This window comes from Salipiger pentaromativorans, from assembly GCF_024721115.1.
Classification (GTDB): domain Bacteria; phylum Pseudomonadota; class Alphaproteobacteria; order Rhodobacterales; family Rhodobacteraceae; genus Salipiger; species Salipiger pentaromativorans.
Map to the genome: position 1 here is coordinate 363,707 of NZ_JAMDHK010000002.1, position 18,008 is coordinate 381,714.

Genomic DNA, 18,008 nt, shown 5'->3' on the forward strand with positions numbered 1-18,008 from the left:
CCATCGTTACCACCGCCGTTCGAATTTGCGGCGCAGAATGATGGCGATCACATTCATGGCGAGCAGGAAGACCAGCAGGATGATGATCCCGCCCCAGGCCCGCTCGTAATAGGCGGGGTCGGCCCGCTTGGCCCATTCGTAGATCTGCGCGGGCATCGCCGAGTTCGGCGACATGAAGCCCGCGACGACCCCGTCGGGATAGTTGGTGGCGATATAGCCCACCATGCCGATCAGCAGCAGCGGCGCGGTTTCGCCAAGCGCCTGCGCCAGACCAATGATCGTGCCGGTCAGGATGCCCGGCATGGCCAGCGGCAGGACGTGGTGGAACGTGGCCTGCATCTTGGAGGCGCCGACCCCCAGAGCCGCGTCGCGGATCGACGGCGGCACCGCCTTGAGCGAGGCGCGGGTCGAGATGATGATCGTCGGCAGGGTCATCAGCGTGAGCACGAGGCCGCCGACCAGCGGCGCCGATTGCGGCAGATGCGCGAACTGGATGAACACCGCGAGGCCGAGGATACCGAAGACGATCGACGGCACGGCGGCAAGGTTCGAGATGTTCACCTCGATGAAATCGGTGAACCAGTTCTTGGCGGCGAATTCCTCGAGATAGATCGAGGCGGCCACACCGATGGGCAGCGCCAGCAGCAGCACCACCAGCATCATGAACAGCGAGCCCAGCATCGAGACGCCCAGCCCGGCCTGTTCGGCGCGGCTTTCCGAGGCGTCGGAGCCGAAGATGAAATCGGTGTTGAAGCCTTTGTGCACGATGCCGGCTTCGCGCAGCGCGTCGGTGAGATCGAGGTGGCCCGCGTCGATGTTCTTGTCTTCGGCGATGCTCTCGCGGCTCACGCGGTCCTTGAGATAACCGTCCACGCGGCTGGCGGCGAGGATCTTGAAATCCACCGTGTCGCCGATGCGGTCGGGATGGGCGATCACCCAGTCGCGCACCTGTGCGGCGGCGGAGGCCGAGATCAGCGCCTTCATGTCACCGGCTTTGGTGTAGTCGGTGGCGATGCCCTCGTTCTGCACCTGCTGCCAGAGCGCGGCCTGGATCAGCGGTGTGTAGCCGAAAGTCGAGACCTTCTTGATGTCATCGACATTGCGGTTGCCCTGTTTGTCGAGCTTGGCGGGGTCGAGATAGACCGGCACTTCGATAAAGGTCTGCTGGAAGGCGCCGATGCCGTTCGAGACGATCGCGGTCAGCAGCACGACCAGGAAGAAGATGCCGGCGCCGATGGCCGCGAGCCCGTAGATGCGGAACCGTGCCTCCGAGGCGTTGCGGCGTTTGGTGCGGGCGTCCGAAGCCACGAGGCTCGATCCGTTGCCGCCGCCCTGATAGGTCGCGTCGGTCATTCGTACTGCTCCCGGTATTTGCGCACGATGTAGAGCGCGAAGATATTGAGCCCCAGCGTCAGGACAAAGAGGGTCATGCCGAGGGCGAAGGCCACCAGCGCCTCGGGCGAGGCGAAGTCGGCGTCGCCCGTGAGCTGGCTGACGATCTTGGCGGTCACGGTGGTCATCGCGTCGAAGGGATTGAGCGACAGGCGGGCCGCGGCCCCTGCCCCCAGCACCACGATCATCGTCTCGCCGATGGCGCGCGACGCCGCCAGCAGGATAGCGCCGACGATGCCCGGCAGGGCTGCGGGCAGGATCACCTGCTTGATGGTTTCGGACTGGGTGGCGCCCAGGCCGTAGGAGCCATCGCGCAGCGACTGCGGCACGGCGTTGATGATGTCATCCGACAGCGAGCTGACGAAGGGAATGAGCATGATGCCCATGACCAGCCCGGCGGTCATCACGGCGGTGCCCGCCTGCATCCAGTTCAGCCCGTCGCGGCCGAAGACCGACAGCAGCAGCGGGCCGACGGTCAGCAGCGCGAAGAGACCGTAGACGATGGTCGGGATGCCAGCCAGCACCTCGAGCAGCGGCTTGGCCACCGCGCGCATCTTGGAGCCCGCGTATTCCGACAGGTAGACGGCGGCAAAAAGGCCGATCGGCACCGCCACGATCAGCGCGATGAGCGAGATGTAGAACGTGCCCCAGAGCAGCGGCCAGATGCCCAGCTCGGACCCGCCGCCAAAGGAGGGCGACCAGGTGAGCGAGCCGAAGAACTCGGTCGCCGGATAGATGCGGAAGAATTCGATGGTGTTGAAGATCAGCGACAGCACGATGCCGACGGTGGTCAGGATCGCCAGCGAGGCCGCCGACAGCAGGATGATGCGCACCCCGGTCTCGACGGTGTTGCGGGCGCGGAATTCGCCATGGGCCTGCTTCAGCCCCCAGGCCAGCCCGGCCAGCGCCAGCGCCAGCACGGCGATGGTCATCCAAAGATTGCCGGTGGCGTTCAGCGCGCGGTATTTCTGCGCCGCGCGCAGCACCTCGGCACTGACATTCGAGCCAAGCGCCACCCCGGCCTCGCCGAGACGGTTGCGGATGTCGGTGAACTCGGCGCGGATCGACCCGGCCTGTTCATGGGTCATGATGCCCTGCGACACGGCGGTGTCGAGCCCGTCGGCCACGCGGCGCACATCCGACATCACCAGCCCCAAGGTCGAACCCTCGGGGATGGCCTGCTCGGTGATCATGCCGCTGACCTGGCCGTTCACCACGAAGGGCTGCGCCAGAAGCCAGACGATCAGCGCGGCAAAGGCCGGCACCATCACCTTCATGGCGACGTTCCAGCCGTAATAATTGGGAAGGGAATGCGGGCGAGCTCCGCCGGCGGTGGTCACGCGCAGGCGCCCGGCGACAAAGCCGGCCGCGGCGAGCGCGAGAACGATAAGGATAAGCCAGAGAACCGGCATGGCGCCCCCCAGGGTCGTTACGGAAGAAAATGGCCTAAAAGACAGATCGGGGCGGCGAGAACCGCCGCCCCGGGCAATCGGGTCTGTCCCGATTACATGTTCGAACCCATCGGGGTCTCGTCAGCAACCATGCCCTGGGTTTCCGACAGCTCGGGGTCGGACACGAGGCCGTAGTTGGCGAGCGGGCCATCGGGGCCGGCGATCTCGTCGGAGACGAAGAACTCGGCATATTCCTTCAGGCCGGGGATCACGCCGATATGGGCCTTCTTGATGTAGAAGAACAGCGGACGCGACACCGGGTATTCGCCCGACGCGATGGACGCGGTCGAGGGGGCGATGCCCGACATGGTGGCGACTTTCAGCTTGTCGGTGTTGTTCTCGTAGAAGGCCAGGCCGAAGACGCCAACGCCGTTCGGGTTGGAGTCGATGCGGGCCAGGGTCTCGGTGTAGTCGCCGTCGATATCGACCGACTTGCCGTCGGTGCGGACCGCGATGCAGGCGTCTTCCGCGTCGTCTTCGGACATGCCCGAAGCAACCATGGCTTCCATGGCGCCGGTGATTTCGCAGCCCACGGCCAGCACTTTTTCTTCGAACACTTCACGGGTGCCGTGCTTGGTGCCCGGGATGAAGGCGGCGATTTCAACGTCCGGCAGGTCGGCGTTGAACTCGGACCATTTGGTGTAGGGGTTGTCCACGATCTCGCCGTTCACAAGCACTTTCGGTGCCAGCGCGTTATAGAGATCGGCCGGTTCAAACGCGGTGAAGGCCGGGCCGTCTTTCTGCGAGGCGAAGACGATGCCGTCATAACCGATGCGGACTTCGATGATGTCGGTCACGCCGGCGTCGGCACAGGCTTTGATTTCTTTTTCGCGGATGGCGCGCGAGGCGTTCGCGATGTCGATGGTGTTTTCGCCAACGCCTTCGCAGAAGCGCTTCAGGCCAGCCGACGAGCCGCCGGATTCCACAACCGGGGTCGGGAAGTCGAAGTTTTCGCCAAAGGCTTCGGCGACGATCGACGCATACGGCAGAACGGTCGACGAACCGGCGACCTGAACGTTGTCGCGGGCGGCGGCAGCGGAGGCCGAGACGGCGGCGATGGCCAGAGCCGAGGCGGCGAGTTTCACGGATTGCATGAGAATGCTCCTGTCACTGTTTCTGATCCCCTCCCCTCGGGGACCTCGCGGGCAGCCCTAGGCTGTGCCCGCGATGCTTTTGTGACGGTTGCGTAACAGTTTCATGACACCGCCCAGGGATGGGCAAACTCTGTCCCGGAATCGAGACAGGCACGGGAGCGCCGCCGGCCAGCGCAGCGCCCAAAAGTGGCACCCGCCATGGCTGCGCAGCCCTGTCTTTCAGGGTATTTCCAATATTTTCCGGTAGGTTATGTCGTTGTTCGGCAATGCTCGCGCGGTTCCGGACCGCTCTGCCGCCACGTCAGCGGCGGTTTGACCCGGGCGCGTGGGCCCTGTCCCCAATACGCGGGGCGCAGATCGCGTTTTTCGGCGATTCTGCGGCGGGCGCGCCCGTGATTCCCGTCATCCGGCGCGGGCGGGCGCCCTGCCCCGGTCAGGCCTGCATGGGCAGAACGACCCGAAAGGTGGCGCCTTTGCCCGGCGCGCTCTCGATCCGCAGCCGGCCGCGATGGCGGTTCACGATATGCTTGACGATGGCCAGCCCCAGACCGGTGCCGCCCATCTCGCGCGAGCGGTGGTTGTCGACGCGGTAGAAGCGTTCGGTCAGGCGCGGGATGTGCAGCGGATCGAAGCCGGGGCCGCTGTCGGCAACCGCGATCTCGACGCCCTCGCCGCGCAGCCGCGGCTGATAGCCGGGTGGCGTCAGCGAGACCCGCACCTCGGCGCCGCGCCCGGAGTATTTGACCCCGTTCTCGACCAGGTTCACCACAACCTGGCGAAGCTGGTCGGCATCGCCCGGCACTTCCAGCTCGCCCTCGGGCAGATCGGCGACCAGCCGCACCTCCGCCTCCTCGGCCAGCGGCGCCAGACCGTTCAGCACCGACCGCAGCAGCGCCGGCAGATCCACCGGCTCGGTCGGGCGCACCCGCTCGTCCGCTTCCACCCGGCTCAGCGAGAGCAGATCGCCGACCAGCCGCTCCATCCGTCCGGCCTCGCTCTCCATAATGCTCAGGAAGCGGTCGCGCGCGGCGGCATCTTCACGCGCCGGGCCCTTCAGGGTTTCGATGAACCCCAGCAGCGCGGTCAGCGGCGTGCGCAGCTCGTGGCTGACATTGGCGACGAAGTCGCGCCGCATCTGCCCCGCCTGCTCCACATGGGTGACATCCTGAAAGGTCAGCATGACGCCGGGCCCGCCCTCGAGCGCCACCGCACGGCATGAAACCTCATAGGTTGTATTTTGGCGGCCGTCATTCGTCAGGAAGCGCGTCAGCCGCGGGGCGCCGTCGCGGAACGTGCCCTCGATCGCATCGAGCAGGGTCGGCTGCCGCAGGGCGGTGATGAAGTGCCGTCCCTCAAGCCCTTCGCCCAGCAGCGCCTGGGCCTCGGTATTGGCCGCGGCAATGCGTTCATCCCAGCGGATCAGCACTGCCGGAAGGGGAACCGCCGCAACAAGCTGGCGTGAATCAGCGCGCATCGGCACCCTCCGATCCGGTGTCATATGGCGCCTTTATGCGCGACTCAGGCAATCTCATGGCAGGGCCTCCTGATGCTGCCGCAGGCTTCGCACAGGGGGAAGCTGGGAACAATACCGGGTAAAATCAGCGGATCGGAGCTGAATCGAGAACGACTCGGCAAAGTTTCGCCGAAAGTCACGCAAAAAGTTGCTAATTTTGTTAAGTATTTGTTTTTATTGAAAAACACTCTGATGCGTCAAAATTTCGCAACTTCTACCTCACTATTTATGGGGATAAACCTAAGGTTGAATTTGCGCTGCTCGCCTTAAAGGCGTAGTGCGCACGAAAATTTCACTTAGAGATGCATTGCGTTTAGGAAAAATTTGTCGCTTCATAGACGTGTCAGGTGGGGGCGCCTACAACCGCAGGAGCATCATTCCGATGCAAAACGATCCTATCGACATACGTTGCCCGAAATGTGGGCACGTTGCTCATTTTCATGAGCCGTTCCGTTTTACCTGTGTGATCCGCTACGCGGAGGTGCCTGAGAATGCGCATCTCTGGGGGCGAGTAGTCGTTGAAGAATTGTACCCGGAACACTATCACTGGCATCAGCCCGAGACGCCGAAACCGACCTTCCATCAAGGCAAGGAAACCGGCCCCGGCTATCGGCTCAATCACCGGGGCATGCGCGAATGCGCCTGCTGCGGGACGCTCGAAAAGGCCACGATCTCGTGGCCCGAGGATGCCTATTGGCAATGGAATATCGACGGGCACCAACTGGTCGCGCGCAACCGCGAACATGCCGAGATGATCCTTGCCTATCTGCGCGAGCGCAAGCGGGTGCCGAACCGCAAGCCGGCACTGCGCAACATTCCGACCGTCATGCTGACCAAGCAGTTCGCGCCGGTGGTCCAGGACCACGTCGAACGCGCCTTGGAGCAGGCTTGACCGGCGCTGACGGGTCTGCCGCGCTTCAGAGCGCGGTCAGACCCGTCGCATAGCGCCGGGCGTTCTCCTGATAATGCCGGGCGGATCTGCGCAGCCGCTCGATGGCCTCGTCATCGAGCTGACGCACGACCTTGCCGGGCATGCCCATCACGAGACTGCCGTCGGGGATCTCCTTGCCCTCGGTGATCAGCGCGCCCGCGCCGATCAGGCAGTTGCGGCCGATCTTCGCACCGTTGAGGATCGTCGCCCCCATGCCGATCAGCGTGTTCTCTCCGATCACGCAGCCATGCAGCATCACCTTGTGGCCGATGGTGCAGCCCGCCCCGATGATCAGCGGATAGCCCATGTCGGTGTGGCAGACGACGTTCTCCTGAACGTTGCTGCCGGCGCCGACGCGGATCTCCTCGTTGTCGCCGCGCAGCGTGCAGCCGAACCAGACCGAGCCCGCCTCCTCGACCACCACCTTGCCGATCAGGTTCGCGTCCGGCGCCACCCAGGCGCTTGCCGCGATTTCGGGGGCCACGCCCTCCAGCGCATAGATCGTCATTCCTCTCCCTCCTCGAATTCCTCTTGCAGCCCGCGCACATGCTCGAGCAGCCCCGGCTGTTGCGTCCGCCGCAGCCGGGCCGCCGTCACGATGCTTTTCAGCCGCTCCTCGGTCTTGTCCAGATCCTCGTTGATCAGCACGAAATCATAGGAGCCCCAGTGCGAGATCTCGTCCCAGCTTTTCTGCATCCGCCTGGCGATCACGTCGGCCCCGTCCTGGCCGCGCGATTCCAGCCGCCGCTTGAGCTCGGCGATCGAGGGCGGCAGCAGGAAGATCGACAGCGTGTGCAGCGCCAGCTCGGAATTGGTCATCTGCTGCGCGCCCTGCCAGTCGACATCGAAAAGCACGTCCTTGCCGCCGATGATCGCATCGCGCACCGGCCCCTTGGGCGAGCCGTAGAAATTGCCGAAGACATGCGCGTGCTCCAGCATCTCGCCATTGTTCACTGCCTTCTTGAAGGCCGCCTCGGTCATGAAATGGTAATCCTCGCCATCCACCTCACCGGGACGCGGCGCGCGGGTGGTGGCCGAGACCGAAAAGATAATCGAGGAATCCCAGTTGCGCAGCCGTCGCGCCAGGGTCGATTTCCCCGCGCCCGAGGGCGAGGACAGGATGATCAGCAGGCCCCGGCGTGTCATGGTCGCTTACTCCACATTCTGTACCTGTTCGCGCATCTGGTCGATCACCGTCTTGAGCGCCAGACCGACCTGCGTCAACGCCGAAGAGCCCGATTTCGAGCAAAGCGTATTCGCCTCGCGATTGAATTCCTGCATCAGAAAGTCGAGCTTGCGCCCGACCGCGCCCTTGTCGTCCAGCAGCGCGCGCGCCGCCGCCACATGCGCGCCGAGCCGGTCCAGCTCTTCGGTCACGTCGGATTTCACCGCGATCAGAGCCAGTTCCTGCGCGATGCGGCCCTCGTCCGCGCCGTCGCTGTTCTCCATCACCCGCGCCAGTGCCGCCCGCAGCTTCTCGGCCTGCTCCCCGCGCCGGGAAGCGACCGCCTCGGCGGCCTGCCCGACCAGCGTCTCGATCTCGTCGAGTTGCCCGGCCAGCACCTGCGCCAGCGCCGCGCCCTCGCGGCGCCGCATCTCGATGAAATCGCTCAGCGCGGTTTCGAAGGCGCCGAACAGCCTGCCGCGCAGCGCGGCGACGTCGCGTTCGGTCTGGCCCGTGGCCATCACCCCACGCAAGCCGACGATCTGCGCCGCACTCGACGGCGCGAGCACCAGCCCCCTGCCCCCGGCGGCGCCCTCGATGCGGGCCATGGCATCGAGCACCCGCGCCAGCGCCGTCTCGTCCAGTTCGGCGGCCTCTTCCTCGCCGCCGCCGGCGATGCGTAGCGAGATCTGCACATTGCCCCGCGCCAGCCGTGCCTGCGCCGCCTTGCGGACCAGAGGTTCCAGCCCCTCGATCCAGTCCGGCAGGCGCAGCCGCAGCTCCAGCCCCTTGCCATTCACGCCGCGCAGCTCCCAGGCCCAGCGGAGCCCGTCGGTCTCGCCGCTGCACGATGCAAATCCGGTCATGGATTGCCGCATTTCCGCCTCCTTGCATTCAGACCCGGCGTTTTCCTCCGAAGCGCCCGGTTTTCAAGGGCCTACAGGCTGCACGGCGGCATGGCAAGCATCGCGGGGGGCCGTGGCGCGTTAACCTTTCGGTCACAATTGAGGCGAAATTCTGCCGCATTTGAAGTAAGTTGAGACTCAAGACGATGAGAATAGCTGGCAAGTTGGAACGGGGGCTCCGACCGCGCTGCGCAACAGCAAAGAAGGAGTGCGCAAGATGTTCGGAACGGGCGGAAACGGACGGGATGTGGTGTCGATGACCGATCGTGAAAAGCAGAAACGCCTGGCCCCGCTGAGGCTGCTGGAAAGCTACTGGCGCGGGCTGGTGGGGCAATCGGGCGAGGTGCCGCTGCGCAGCCAGATCGACCCGCGCGGCATCGAAAGCGCGCTGGAATACGCCTTTCTGGCCGAGCGGATCGCGCCGACGCTGGCCAAGCTGCGGGTCTCGGGCACCCATCTCAACGATCTGATGGGGATGGAGACCGGCGGCATGCCGCTTTCGGCGCTTTTCGCCCCCGAGGCGCGCGCGCCTCTGGGGGTCGCGGTCAGCCGGGTCTTTGCCGAGGGGGCCGTGGTCCGCATGGACCTGCGCGGCGAGGACGGTTTCGGCAAGGGCGCGCTCGAAGGCCATCTGCTGCTATTGCCGCTGCGCTCGGACATGGGCGACATGACCCGGATGATCGGCGCGCTCTGCACCACCGGCCGCATCGGTCGGACGCCCCGCCGCTTTGCGATCACCGGCAGTGACATCCAGCCGGCGCTGCACGCCGCGCCGCGCGCCCCGGCGCCCCTGCCGCCACGCCAGCCGGAACTGGCCGAACCGCCAGCCGCCTTCGCGCCGAAACCGGCGCAGCCGCAGGACAGCCGGCGCAAGCATCCGCATCTGCGGCTTGTGGTCTCGAACGACTGAGAGCGGGTGGGCTTCGAAAGGCTATCGGGAAAACAAGGGGATATGCGGCGATCTTGATGTCCTTGCGCGCCGCACCCCAAATCGAGCACCCCCGCACGGAGAATCCGGCGGGGGATTTTTTATATATGGCAAATGGTTGCGGTGATTTATTCAGCCGCCATGGCAAGAGCGCTATGGTCTTGCAGCACCGGGTGGAACTCCTCGCGGCTGCCGGCATAGGCCAGCGTCGCGCGCAGCATTCCGGCTTTCGAGCCGCAGTCGAACCGCTGCCCGCTGAAGCGGAATCCGCAGAGTCCGACCCGCGCCACCCCCTTGGCGATGGCGTCGGTCAACTGGATCTCGCCGCCCAGCCCGGGGGTCTGGTTGCGCAGATCGTCGAAGATCGAGCCATCCAGCACATAACGCCCCACAACCGCCTGCAAGGACGGCGCCTTGTCGGCGTCGGGTTTCTCGACCATGCCCGAGGCGTGGAGCAGCCGGCCTCCGGTTTCGCCCACGGGATCGAGCACGCCATAGGCCGACACCTCATCGCGCGCGACCTCCATGGTCGCCACCATATGGCCCGCGCCAGCCCCGGCATAGGCGTCGATCATCTCGCTCAGGCAGCCGGGCCCGCCCATGATCAGATCATCCGGCAGGATCACCGCCACCGGCCCCGGCAGCACATGATCGACCGCGCAAAGCACCGCATGGCCCAGCCCCAGCGGCTCGGGCTGCATGACGAAATGCGCCTCTTCCGCCTCGGGGTCGATGGCAGCATCTTCGAGCCGGTCGGCGATGCTGTGCTTGCCCTTCTCGCGCAGCTTGCGCGACAGATCCTCGTCGGCGTGAACATAGCGTTCGATGGCGCTTTTGGACGGGTGCGAGACAAAGACCATGCGCTCGATCCCGGCGGCGCGCGCCTCGTCGATGGCGAATTGCAGCAGCGGACGGTCGAGCACCGGCAGCAGCTCTTTCGGGGTCGCCTTGGTGGCCGGCAGGAACCGCGTTCCCAGCCCCGCCACAGGGAAGATCGCGGTGCGCACGGGCTGGCTCGTCCTCGGGCTGGGGGTGGTCATTGTCGGGTCTCCTTGTCGCCTGATGGGGCCGCTGCAACGCGGCATTTGCGTAAGAAGGTATGCCGTTTTCCCGAAAGATCAAAATCCGCCCCCGGCGCCGGGCCGCAAAGCGCCTGAAACCGGGCGTTTCATAAAGTCAGGGGTTTTCAAAGGGTTGGAATGGCGCAATCCGGAGGCACCGGAAAATCGTTGTTTCGCGAGGAAATTGTCCATCCGATGGTCAATAAAACGGCATGTTGTGCAAAATATCGCATAAAAATGCGCCAATCCCTGTGCGTCCCTCGCTGGTGCAGAAAATTTCCCGTCAAACCTTGGTTCTCGGGAACCCAAGCCCTAGTGTTGGAGTTATCAGCATAACACAACACGGAGTGAGCCTCATCGGCCAACGGTCCCTGGAACGGGAGGTATTGGCACATCATTATGGACGGACTGACATTCGACATCCCGCCCGCGCGCGTCGGCGGCCCCTTGCCCCGCCGCGCTGACCCCTACACCCGCATCGCCGTGATCGGCATGGGAAGCTGGGGGACCGCCCTTGCGGCCGTCGCCGCCTCCGCCGGCTGCGATGTTCGGCTGTGGGGCCGCCGCGACAGTCTGGCGCGCACCCTGCGCGACACGTCGCAGAACCCCGACCATCTTCCCGGCATTGATCTTCCCGCGGGTCTGCACCCGACATCGGATCTTTCCGCGGCGCTCGACGGTGCCGAAGCGGTGCTGCTGGTGACCCCCTCGCACACGCTGCGCGATATGGCCCGGGCGATGAAGCCGCATCTGGCCGAGGGCGTGCCCATCGCGCTTTGCTGCAAGGGCATCGAGCGCGGCACCGGATTCCTGCTCAGCCATGTGGTCGAGGAAGAGCTGCCGGGCCACCCGGTGGGCGCGCTTTCGGGCCCGACCTTCGCGCGCGAAACCGCGCTCGGTCACCCGACCGCCGCCACCGTCGCCTTCCCCTTCCGCCATCACGACCGGCTGGCCCCCGAACGCGCGCCCGCCGCGCGGCTGGCGCTGACGATGCAGACCCAGGCCTTCCGCCCCTATGTCTCCGACGATCTGGTGGGCGTCGAGGTGGGCGGCGCGGTCAAGAACGTGATCGCCATCGCCTGCGGGATGATGACCGGCGCGGGGTTTGCCGAAAACACCCGGGCGGCGCTGATCACCCGTGGCATGGATGAGATGAAGGCGCTGGCCGAGGCGCTTGGCGGCAAACGCGAAACCGTGACCGGCCTTGCCGGCGCGGGCGATCTGACGCTGACCTGCTCCTCCACCACCTCGCGCAACATGTCGCTGGGCACCCAGCTTGGCAAAGGCATCCCGCGCGACGCCTGTTTCGGTGGCAAGCCCACCGTGGTCGAGGGTGAGGTGAACGCCATTTCGGTGGTCGATCTGGCCCGCCGCGTCGGTGTGGAAATGCCGATCTGCGAGGCGGTCCACGCGGTGCTGCACGAGGGCGCGCCGCTGACCGAAACCTTCCAGGCGCTGTGGATGCGCCCCATCGAGGGCGAGCCCCGCGCGCTCGACATCACGCTGCACCCTTACGAGGGAGACCCCGCATGAGTTTCGACCATCCCCGCAACCGCGACATCGCCGGTTGCCGTTTCGTTCTGGCCACCGATCTCGACGGCACCTTTCTCGGTGGGTCCGAAGAGGACCGCGCCCGGCTCTACGACTGGATCGAGGCCAACCGCGACACCATCGGTCTGATCTTTGTCACCGGGCGCGACCCGAAATTCATCGGCGCGCTTTGCGACGGCGGCGTGCCCTGGCCGGAATATGTGGTGGGCGATGTGGGCACCACCATCGCCCGCGTCGAGGCCGGCAAGATCCACCCCATCGAACCGCTGGAGGTGGAGATTGCCGAAACCTGGGGCGATGCGGGCGACACGGTGCGCGCGGCGCTGCACGGCCATCCCGGCCTGACGCTGCAACCGACCGAGTTTCGTTACCGGGTCAGCTACGATCTCGATCACGCGGCCTTTGACGACAGCGCCCACGCCATCGTGCGCGAGATGGGCCACGACCCGCTGGTCTCGGACAACCGCTATTTCGACGTGCTGCCGCGCGGGATCTCCAAAGGTCCGTCGCTGCGGCGGCTGGTCACCCATCTCGGCATCGAGGAAGGCCGCGTGCTGGCGGCGGGCGACACGCTCAACGATCTCTCGATGCTGCAATGCGGGCTTCAGGCGGTCGCCGTGGGCGGCGCCGAACCCGCGCTTCTCGAACAGGTCTCGGGCCTGCCTCATGTCCACACCGCCGAAGCCATCGGCGCGGCGGGCATTCTCGAGGCGGTCGAGGCCTTCAATCTGCATCCCCTCCCGAAAGGAGTGTGAGCCATGTCCAGCGATCTGGTCATCGTCTACCACCGTCAGCCCTATGAAGAGGTCGAGGTGGACGGCAAAATCGAATATGTCGCCAACAAGAGCCCCAACGGCATCGTCCCCACGCTGAAGAGCTTTTTCGGCAAGGTCGACAACGCCGCCTGGGTGGCCTGGAAAGAGGCCGAAGACCCCTCCGATCCCGGCTTCGAGCGGGTGATCGAGATCGAGGATCCCTTCGGTAAATACACCGTCTCGCGCCTGCCGCTGACGGCGGAACAGGTGCGCAGCTTTTACCACATCACCTCGAAAGAGGCGTTCTGGCCGATCCTGCACGGGTTCAAGGAAAAATATAACTACGACCCGGTCGACTGGCCGACCTTCAAGGAGGTGAACTGGGCCTTTGCCGAGGCCGCCGCCGCCGAGGCGGCGCAGGGTGCCAGCGTCTGGGTGCACGACTACAACCTTTGGCTTGTGCCCGGCTACCTGCGTCAGATGCGCCCCGATCTGCGCATCTCCTTCTATCACCACACGCCCTTCCCCTCGGCCGACATGTTCAACGTGCTGCCCTGGCGCGGCGAGATCATCGAGTCGCTGCTGGCCGCCGATGTGGTGGGCTTCCACATCCCGCGCTATGCGTCGAATTTCGTCTCCTGCGTGCGCTCGCTGGTAGATGTCGGCAACGTGCCCCGCATCAAGGTCGAGGACGATATGATGTCCGAAGGCTCGGCGCTGTCGGACCGCACCGTCCCGACCGAGATTCATATGGAGGATCACGTTGTCCAGCTTGGCGTGACCCCGGTGGGTGTGGACGTGGAGTATATCAAGGGGCTCGCCGCGTCGGACGAAACCGACGCGCTGGCCGCGCGCTTCCGCGAGGAGATCGGCGACAGCCGCGTGCTGCTCTCGGTGGGCCGCACCGATTACACCAAGGGCGGCGCCGATCAGCTTCTGGCCTTCGAGCGGCTGCTGGAGCGCCGCCCCGAGCTGCGCGGCGTGGTGCGGCTGTTGCATGTCTCGGTGCCCGCAAACCGCAATATGACGGTCTACGAGCCGATCCAGAAAGAGCTGGAGGAGATCGCGGGCCGCATCAACGGGCGCTTCGGCAGCTTCACCTTCCAGCCGGTCGCGCTGATTTCCCGCGCCATCCCCTTCGAGGAGCTGGTGGCCTGGTATCAGGTGGCCGATGTGGCCTGGATCACGCCGCTGGCGGACGGGATGAACCTTGTGTGCAAGGAATATGTCGCCGCGCGCAAGGATGGCGACGGCGTGCTGGTGCTGTCGGAATTCGCCGGCGCCGCGGTCGAGTTGGGCGCCGCCGTGCTGACCAACCCGTTCTCGACCCGCGCGATGGATTTCGCCATCGACCTCGCGCTCGACATGCCCGAAGAGGAACGCCGCGCCCGCATGGCGCTGCTCACCGCCGCCGTGGCCAAGCGCGACACGCGGCACTGGGCCGAGGATCAGCTTACCCTGCTCTCGCCGCAGGATTTCGGCAACGGGGATCCGGCCGAGGCGGCCTGACCCTGTCGTCATCTCGCTGAAGAGCGGGTCGCAGAGGCGGCTCGCTCTTTTTTGTTGCGGCGCCTCACGGCTGCGTCAGCTCACGGCTTTGCGTGCTGCCGGATCGGTGCCGCCGGGGTATGGGACGGGCATTACGCCCTGATCCCCAAGGCCCGACCCCATGTCCCCTGCCCGCCCCAAGATCGACTTCGTCCGGCTGCCCGAGATTCCGCTGGAAACGATCCTCGCCCATATGTCCGACCCGCGCGTCTCCGTGCATCTGCCGCTCGGCACCGGGCGCTGGACGCTCGAAAGCTGTGCCGCCTTCGTCGCCGCCAAGGAAGCCTGCTGGGTGCGGGACGGGCTGGGCCATTGGGCCATTCTCTGCGATGGCGGCTATGCCGGCTGGGGCGGCTTCCAGAAAGAGGGCGACGAATGGGATTTCGGCCTGGTGCTGACCGCCGGCGCCTTCGGCCTCGGCGCCCGGATCACGCGGCAGGCGCTCGGGATCGCGCGTGTCGATCCGCGCATTCCCTTTGTCACCTTCCTGCTGCCGCCCTCGCGCAAGCATCTGGGCGGGCTCGACCGGCTGGGCGCAACGCCGCTTGGCGCCGTGGACTACGCCGGCGAGCGGTTTCTGAAATTCCGCCTCGACACCGCCTGAACAAAACGGAAAACGGCCGCCCCAAGGGGGCGGCCGCCGATTGGGTCCGTCCAGAAAGACGCGTCAGGCCTGGCCCATCGCCACCTGCGGCTGCGCCTCGCGCAGCGCTGTCAGCTCCTCGGCCACGAGGAAGGCCAGTTCCAAAGACTGCGAGGCGTTCAGACGCGGATCGCAGGCGGTGTGGTAGCGGTCGCTCAGGCTGTCCTCGGACACCGCATAGACGCCGCCGGTGCATTCGGTCACGTCCTGGCCGGTCATCTCGAAATGCACGCCGCCGGGGATCGTGCCCATCTCCTTGTGCACCGCAAAGAACTCGCGCACTTCGCTCAGCACCGAATTGAAGGGCCGGGTCTTGTAGCCCGAGGCCGATTTGATCGTGTTGCCATGCATCGGATCGCAGACCCAGAGCACATTCGCCCCCTCGCTGCGCACCGTCTCGATGAGGCGCGGCAGGTGCTCGGCCACCTTGCCCGCGCCGAACCGCGCGATCAGCGTCAGCCGGCCCGGATCGTTCAGCGGGTTCAGCTTGGCCATCAGCACCTTGAGATCCTCGGTGGTCATCGAGGGGCCGCATTTCAGACCGATCGGATTCATCACGCCGCTGGCATATTCCACATGCGCGCCGTCCGGCTGCCGCGTGCGGTCGCCGATCCAGATCATGTGGCCCGAGCCCGCCAGCCATTTGCCCGAGGTCGAGTCGACGCGGGTCAGCGCCTCTTCGTATTCCAGCAGCAGGCTTTCATGCGAGGTGTAGAAATGCACCTGATGCAGCGCCGCCGAGCGGTTGCTGTCGATCCCCGCCGCCTTCATGAAGTCCAGCGTGTCCGAGATGCGGTTGGCCATGTCGCGGTAGCGCGCGGTCTTTTCGCTTTCGGTAAAGCCCAGCGTCCACTGGTGCACCTGGTGCACATCGGCATAGCCGCCGGTCGAAAACGCGCGGATCAGGTTCAGCGTCGCCGCCGCCTGGGTATAGGCCTGAAGCATCTTCTGCGGATCGGGCTTGCGCGCTTCGGGGGTGAAGGCCAGCTCGTTGATGATGTCGCCCCGGAAGCTCGGCAGCTCCACGCCGCCCACGGTCTCGGTCGGCGCCGAGCGCGGCTTGGCGAACTGGCCCGCCATGCGGCCCACCTTCACCACCGGCACCTTGGCGCCATAGGTCAGCACCATGGCCATCTGCAACATGACCTTGAACGTGTCGCGGATCGCATTGGCGGAAAACTGGTCGAAGGCTTCGGCGCAATCGCCGCCCTGCAACAGAAAGGCTTCGCCGCGCGATGCCTTGCCCAGCTCGTTGCGGAGGCGCCGCACCTCGCCTGCAAACACCAGCGGCGGATATTTCGAAAGCTGTGCCTCGACGGCCTCCAGTTCGGCCTGATCCTCGTAGTCAGGCATCTGGATCCGGGGCAGGTTTCTCCAGCTCGATTTGCTCCACTCGCTCATGGCTCTCTCCCACGCAATCAATCTACGTTAGCGAAAACGTCTTGCGCGTATACAGAACCCGACCGCCCATGGCCATAGGAAATAAACGACCTCTCTTGACGCATTCCGCCTTCTCTGCCCAAGTGAAAGGATCGTCCCGGGATGCCCCGTGCCAAGCGTTCTGGAATGATTGAAGAAACCTGTAATCTGGACGAGGTGGGAATGCCGGTGCCGCGCCATGCCGTCGATGGGGGCCAGCAGGCCAAACCCCGCCGTTTCGTCTTTGTCCTGCTGCCCGAATTCACCCTTCTGAGCTTTGCCGCCGCCCTCGAGGCGCTGCGCATCGCCAACCGCATGGCGGACGAGCCGCTCTATTCCTGGCTGCTCACCGGCGATGGCGGCGGTATGATCCGCTGTTCGGCGGGCACCGAGTTCAAGCTCGACGGCGATCTGCCCGAGCTGACGCGCGACGATGTGGTGCTGGTCTGCGGCGGCATCGACGTGGCGGGCGCCACCACCAAACGGCTGCTGAACTGGCTGCGGCGCGAGGCCCGGCGCGGGCTGATGATGGGCGGGCTCTGCACCGCGAGCTGGACGCTGGCGGAGGCCGGGCTGCTCGACGGCAAGCGCGCCACGATCCACTGGGAGAACCAGGACAGTTTCGAGGAAGAGTTCACCGAGGTCACGCTGACCAAGTCGGTCTTCGTGATCGACGGCAACCGGCTGTCGACCGCCGGCGGCACCGCCTCCATCGACCTGATGCTGAAGCTCATCGCCGACGATCACGGCGAGGAGCTGGCCAATGCGGTGGCCGACCAGCTCATCTATTCCTCGATCCGTACCGACCAGGACACGCAGCGGCTGTCGACTCCCACCCGCATCGGCGTGCGCCACCCTAAGCTGGCGCAGGTCATCAAGATGATGGAGGGCAATATCGAAGAGCCGATCTCTCCCGCGCTGCTGGCCAAGGAGGTGGGCATGTCCACCCGCCAGTTGGAACGGCTGTTCCGCCGCTATCTCAACCGCTCGCCCAAGCGCTATTACATGGAGCTGCGGCTGCAGAAGGCGCGCAACCTGCTGATGCAGACCGACATGAGCGTGATCAACGTGGCGCTGGCCTGCGGCTTTGCCAGCCCCTCGCATTTCTCCAAATGCTACCGGGCGCATTACCAGACCACGCCCTATCGCGAGCGTGGGTCTCAGGCCGGGAAAGCGCCGGTCTGAGGCGCCTCAGAACAGCGCGTTGAGTTTGGCGAAATTGGTGTTGAAGCGGAAATGCACCGCGACGAAGCTGTCGCCGCGATCCTGCATCAGCACATAGGCATAGCCGTATTTCAGCCCGGTCCAATAGGCGATCAGCTCCTGCGACCAGCCGTTTTCAAGCTCCTGGCGGCGCACCAAAGCGACGTCTTTGAAGTCCTCGGGATAGGCCTGGCGGACCTGCACCTCGAAACTGGCGATCTGCTCTTTTGTCATCTCGCCGTTGCCGCCGAAGACCGCCATCAAGTCGCCCATCCGGCGGGCTTTCATCAGCCCGTCGAGCGTGGCGCGCATCGCTTCATAGGAGACGAACACACCATCCTGCGCGCGGGCGGGCGTGGCCGCCGCAAAAAGGCTCAGCGCAAAAAGCGCCACTGAAATAAATCTCATAAAATCGGTCCTCTGGCCGCGTATCAATATGCGCAACATGG

17 protein-coding genes are annotated in these 18,008 nt (G+C 65.3%); 7 read left to right on the top strand and 10 right to left on the bottom strand.

Features of this window, described 5'->3' with window-relative positions; all coding sequences use genetic code 11:
• Positions 1-6: 6 nt before the first annotated feature.
• The 4 genes from pstA to M4578_RS04960 form a co-directional block, all read right to left on the bottom strand.
• The gene (gene pstA, locus M4578_RS04945) at positions 7-1,353 is read right to left on the bottom strand and encodes a phosphate ABC transporter permease PstA (RefSeq protein WP_258092331.1); all 1,347 of its coding nucleotides are present in this window, start codon (positions 1,351-1,353) and stop codon (positions 7-9) included.
• Positions 1,350-2,804, bottom strand: coding sequence for a phosphate ABC transporter permease subunit PstC (gene pstC / locus M4578_RS04950; RefSeq protein WP_258092332.1), 1,455 nt, complete (start codon positions 2,802-2,804; stop codon positions 1,350-1,352). Before pstC ends, pstA begins: the two co-directional genes overlap by 4 nt.
• Before the next feature lie 92 nt (positions 2,805-2,896).
• Positions 2,897-3,937 (bottom strand): substrate-binding domain-containing protein, encoded by a 1,041-nt coding sequence (locus M4578_RS04955; protein WP_258092333.1) that lies wholly within the window; start codon positions 3,935-3,937, stop codon positions 2,897-2,899.
• Positions 3,938-4,370: 433 nt separating this feature from the next.
• The gene (locus M4578_RS04960) at positions 4,371-5,411 is read right to left on the bottom strand and encodes a sensor histidine kinase (RefSeq protein WP_258092334.1); all 1,041 of its coding nucleotides are present in this window, start codon (positions 5,409-5,411) and stop codon (positions 4,371-4,373) included.
• Positions 5,412-5,832: 421 nt separating this feature from the next.
• Here M4578_RS04960 and M4578_RS04965 point away from each other — a divergent pair, with 421 nt between their 5' ends.
• Positions 5,833-6,342 carry a hypothetical protein gene (locus tag M4578_RS04965; protein WP_258092335.1) on the top strand — a complete coding sequence of 170 codons (510 nt, stop codon included), beginning with the start codon at positions 5,833-5,835 and terminating at the stop codon, positions 6,340-6,342.
• 25 nt (positions 6,343-6,367) lie between these two features.
• Here the strand turns inward: M4578_RS04965 and M4578_RS04970 are convergent, their stop codons facing one another.
• Genes M4578_RS04970 through M4578_RS04980 form a run of 3 tightly spaced genes read right to left on the bottom strand, consistent with a single transcriptional unit; the run spans position 6,368 to position 8,412 of the window.
• Positions 6,368-6,889 carry a gamma carbonic anhydrase family protein gene (locus tag M4578_RS04970; RefSeq protein ID WP_258092336.1) on the bottom strand — a complete coding sequence of 174 codons (522 nt, stop codon included), beginning with the start codon at positions 6,887-6,889 and terminating at the stop codon, positions 6,368-6,370.
• Positions 6,886-7,527 carry a guanylate kinase gene (gene gmk, locus M4578_RS04975; RefSeq protein ID WP_258092337.1) on the bottom strand — a complete coding sequence of 214 codons (642 nt, stop codon included), beginning with the start codon at positions 7,525-7,527 and terminating at the stop codon, positions 6,886-6,888. Before gmk ends, M4578_RS04970 begins: the two co-directional genes overlap by 4 nt.
• A gap of 6 nt (positions 7,528-7,533) precedes the next feature.
• On the bottom strand, positions 7,534-8,412 hold the full coding sequence (locus tag M4578_RS04980) for a YicC/YloC family endoribonuclease (RefSeq protein WP_258092338.1): 879 nt from the start codon (positions 8,410-8,412) through the stop codon (positions 7,534-7,536).
• Between the two features lie 256 nt (positions 8,413-8,668).
• Between M4578_RS04980 and M4578_RS04985 the strand changes: the two genes are divergently transcribed.
• Positions 8,669-9,361, top strand: a complete 693-nt coding sequence (locus M4578_RS04985; protein ID WP_258092339.1) for a PAS domain-containing protein — start codon at positions 8,669-8,671, stop codon at positions 9,359-9,361.
• Positions 9,362-9,507: 146 nt separating this feature from the next.
• On the opposite strand, the gene M4578_RS04990 is transcribed toward M4578_RS04985, so the two are convergent.
• A complete protein-coding gene (locus M4578_RS04990) occupies positions 9,508-10,419 on the bottom strand; it encodes a UTP--glucose-1-phosphate uridylyltransferase (protein ID WP_258092340.1) in 912 nt (303 codons plus the stop codon).
• Positions 10,420-10,839: 420 nt separating this feature from the next.
• On the opposite strand from M4578_RS04990, the gene M4578_RS04995 reads away from it, so the two are divergent.
• The 4 genes from M4578_RS04995 to M4578_RS05010 all read left to right on the top strand — a co-directional run bounded on the left by M4578_RS04995 (position 10,840) and on the right by M4578_RS05010 (position 14,898).
• The gene (locus M4578_RS04995; RefSeq protein WP_258092341.1) at positions 10,840-11,973 is read left to right on the top strand and encodes an NAD(P)H-dependent glycerol-3-phosphate dehydrogenase; all 1,134 of its coding nucleotides are present in this window, start codon (positions 10,840-10,842) and stop codon (positions 11,971-11,973) included.
• Positions 11,970-12,746, top strand: a complete 777-nt coding sequence (locus M4578_RS05000; RefSeq protein ID WP_258092342.1) for an HAD family hydrolase — start codon at positions 11,970-11,972, stop codon at positions 12,744-12,746. The genes M4578_RS04995 and M4578_RS05000 overlap by 4 nt, the downstream gene beginning before the upstream one ends.
• Positions 12,747-12,749: 3 nt before the next feature.
• A complete protein-coding gene (gene ggpS, locus M4578_RS05005) occupies positions 12,750-14,255 on the top strand; it encodes a glucosylglycerol-phosphate synthase (RefSeq protein ID WP_258092343.1) in 1,506 nt (501 codons plus the stop codon).
• A 160-nt stretch (positions 14,256-14,415) separates the two neighbouring features.
• Positions 14,416-14,898, top strand: coding sequence for a GNAT family N-acetyltransferase (locus M4578_RS05010; protein ID WP_258092344.1), 483 nt, complete (start codon positions 14,416-14,418; stop codon positions 14,896-14,898).
• Positions 14,899-14,961: 63 nt separating this feature from the next.
• Here the strand turns inward: M4578_RS05010 and M4578_RS05015 are convergent, their stop codons facing one another.
• Complete coding sequence (locus tag M4578_RS05015; protein ID WP_258092345.1) at positions 14,962-16,338, bottom strand: class II 3-deoxy-7-phosphoheptulonate synthase; 1,377 nt, start codon at positions 16,336-16,338, stop codon at positions 14,962-14,964.
• Positions 16,339-16,539: 201 nt separating this feature from the next.
• Between M4578_RS05015 and M4578_RS05020 the strand changes: the two genes are divergently transcribed.
• Positions 16,540-17,541 carry a GlxA family transcriptional regulator gene (locus M4578_RS05020; protein WP_258092543.1) on the top strand — a complete coding sequence of 334 codons (1,002 nt, stop codon included), beginning with the start codon at positions 16,540-16,542 and terminating at the stop codon, positions 17,539-17,541.
• Positions 17,542-17,547: 6 nt separating this feature from the next.
• Here M4578_RS05020 and M4578_RS05025 read toward each other — a convergent pair whose 3' ends face one another.
• Positions 17,548-17,967, bottom strand: a complete 420-nt coding sequence (locus tag M4578_RS05025; protein WP_258092346.1) for a hypothetical protein — start codon at positions 17,965-17,967, stop codon at positions 17,548-17,550.
• Between the last annotated feature and the right edge of the window lie 41 nt (positions 17,968-18,008).

Coding starts and splice junctions, on each gene's coding strand:
- pstA (WP_258092331.1), bottom strand. CDS start 1,353: ATGACCGACGCGACCTATCAGGGCGGCGGCAACGGATCGAGCCTCGTG.
- pstC (WP_258092332.1), bottom strand. CDS start 2,804: ATGCCGGTTCTCTGGCTTATCCTTATCGTTCTCGCGCTCGCCGCGGCC.
- M4578_RS04955 (WP_258092333.1), bottom strand. CDS start 3,937: ATGCAATCCGTGAAACTCGCCGCCTCGGCTCTGGCCATCGCCGCCGTC.
- M4578_RS04960 (WP_258092334.1), bottom strand. CDS start 5,411: ATGCGCGCTGATTCACGCCAGCTTGTTGCGGCGGTTCCCCTTCCGGCA.
- M4578_RS04965 (WP_258092335.1), top strand. CDS start 5,833: ATGCAAAACGATCCTATCGACATACGTTGCCCGAAATGTGGGCACGTT.
- M4578_RS04970 (WP_258092336.1), bottom strand. CDS start 6,889: ATGACGATCTATGCGCTGGAGGGCGTGGCCCCCGAAATCGCGGCAAGC.
- gmk (WP_258092337.1), bottom strand. CDS start 7,527: ATGACACGCCGGGGCCTGCTGATCATCCTGTCCTCGCCCTCGGGCGCG.
- M4578_RS04980 (WP_258092338.1), bottom strand. CDS start 8,412: ATGACCGGATTTGCATCGTGCAGCGGCGAGACCGACGGGCTCCGCTGG.
- M4578_RS04985 (WP_258092339.1), top strand. CDS start 8,669: ATGTTCGGAACGGGCGGAAACGGACGGGATGTGGTGTCGATGACCGAT.
- M4578_RS04990 (WP_258092340.1), bottom strand. CDS start 10,419: ATGACCACCCCCAGCCCGAGGACGAGCCAGCCCGTGCGCACCGCGATC.
- M4578_RS04995 (WP_258092341.1), top strand. CDS start 10,840: ATGGACGGACTGACATTCGACATCCCGCCCGCGCGCGTCGGCGGCCCC.
- M4578_RS05000 (WP_258092342.1), top strand. CDS start 11,970: ATGAGTTTCGACCATCCCCGCAACCGCGACATCGCCGGTTGCCGTTTC.
- ggpS (WP_258092343.1), top strand. CDS start 12,750: ATGTCCAGCGATCTGGTCATCGTCTACCACCGTCAGCCCTATGAAGAG.
- M4578_RS05010 (WP_258092344.1), top strand. CDS start 14,416: ATGTCCCCTGCCCGCCCCAAGATCGACTTCGTCCGGCTGCCCGAGATT.
- M4578_RS05015 (WP_258092345.1), bottom strand. CDS start 16,338: ATGAGCGAGTGGAGCAAATCGAGCTGGAGAAACCTGCCCCGGATCCAG.
- M4578_RS05020 (WP_258092543.1), top strand. CDS start 16,540: ATGCCGGTGCCGCGCCATGCCGTCGATGGGGGCCAGCAGGCCAAACCC.
- M4578_RS05025 (WP_258092346.1), bottom strand. CDS start 17,967: ATGAGATTTATTTCAGTGGCGCTTTTTGCGCTGAGCCTTTTTGCGGCG.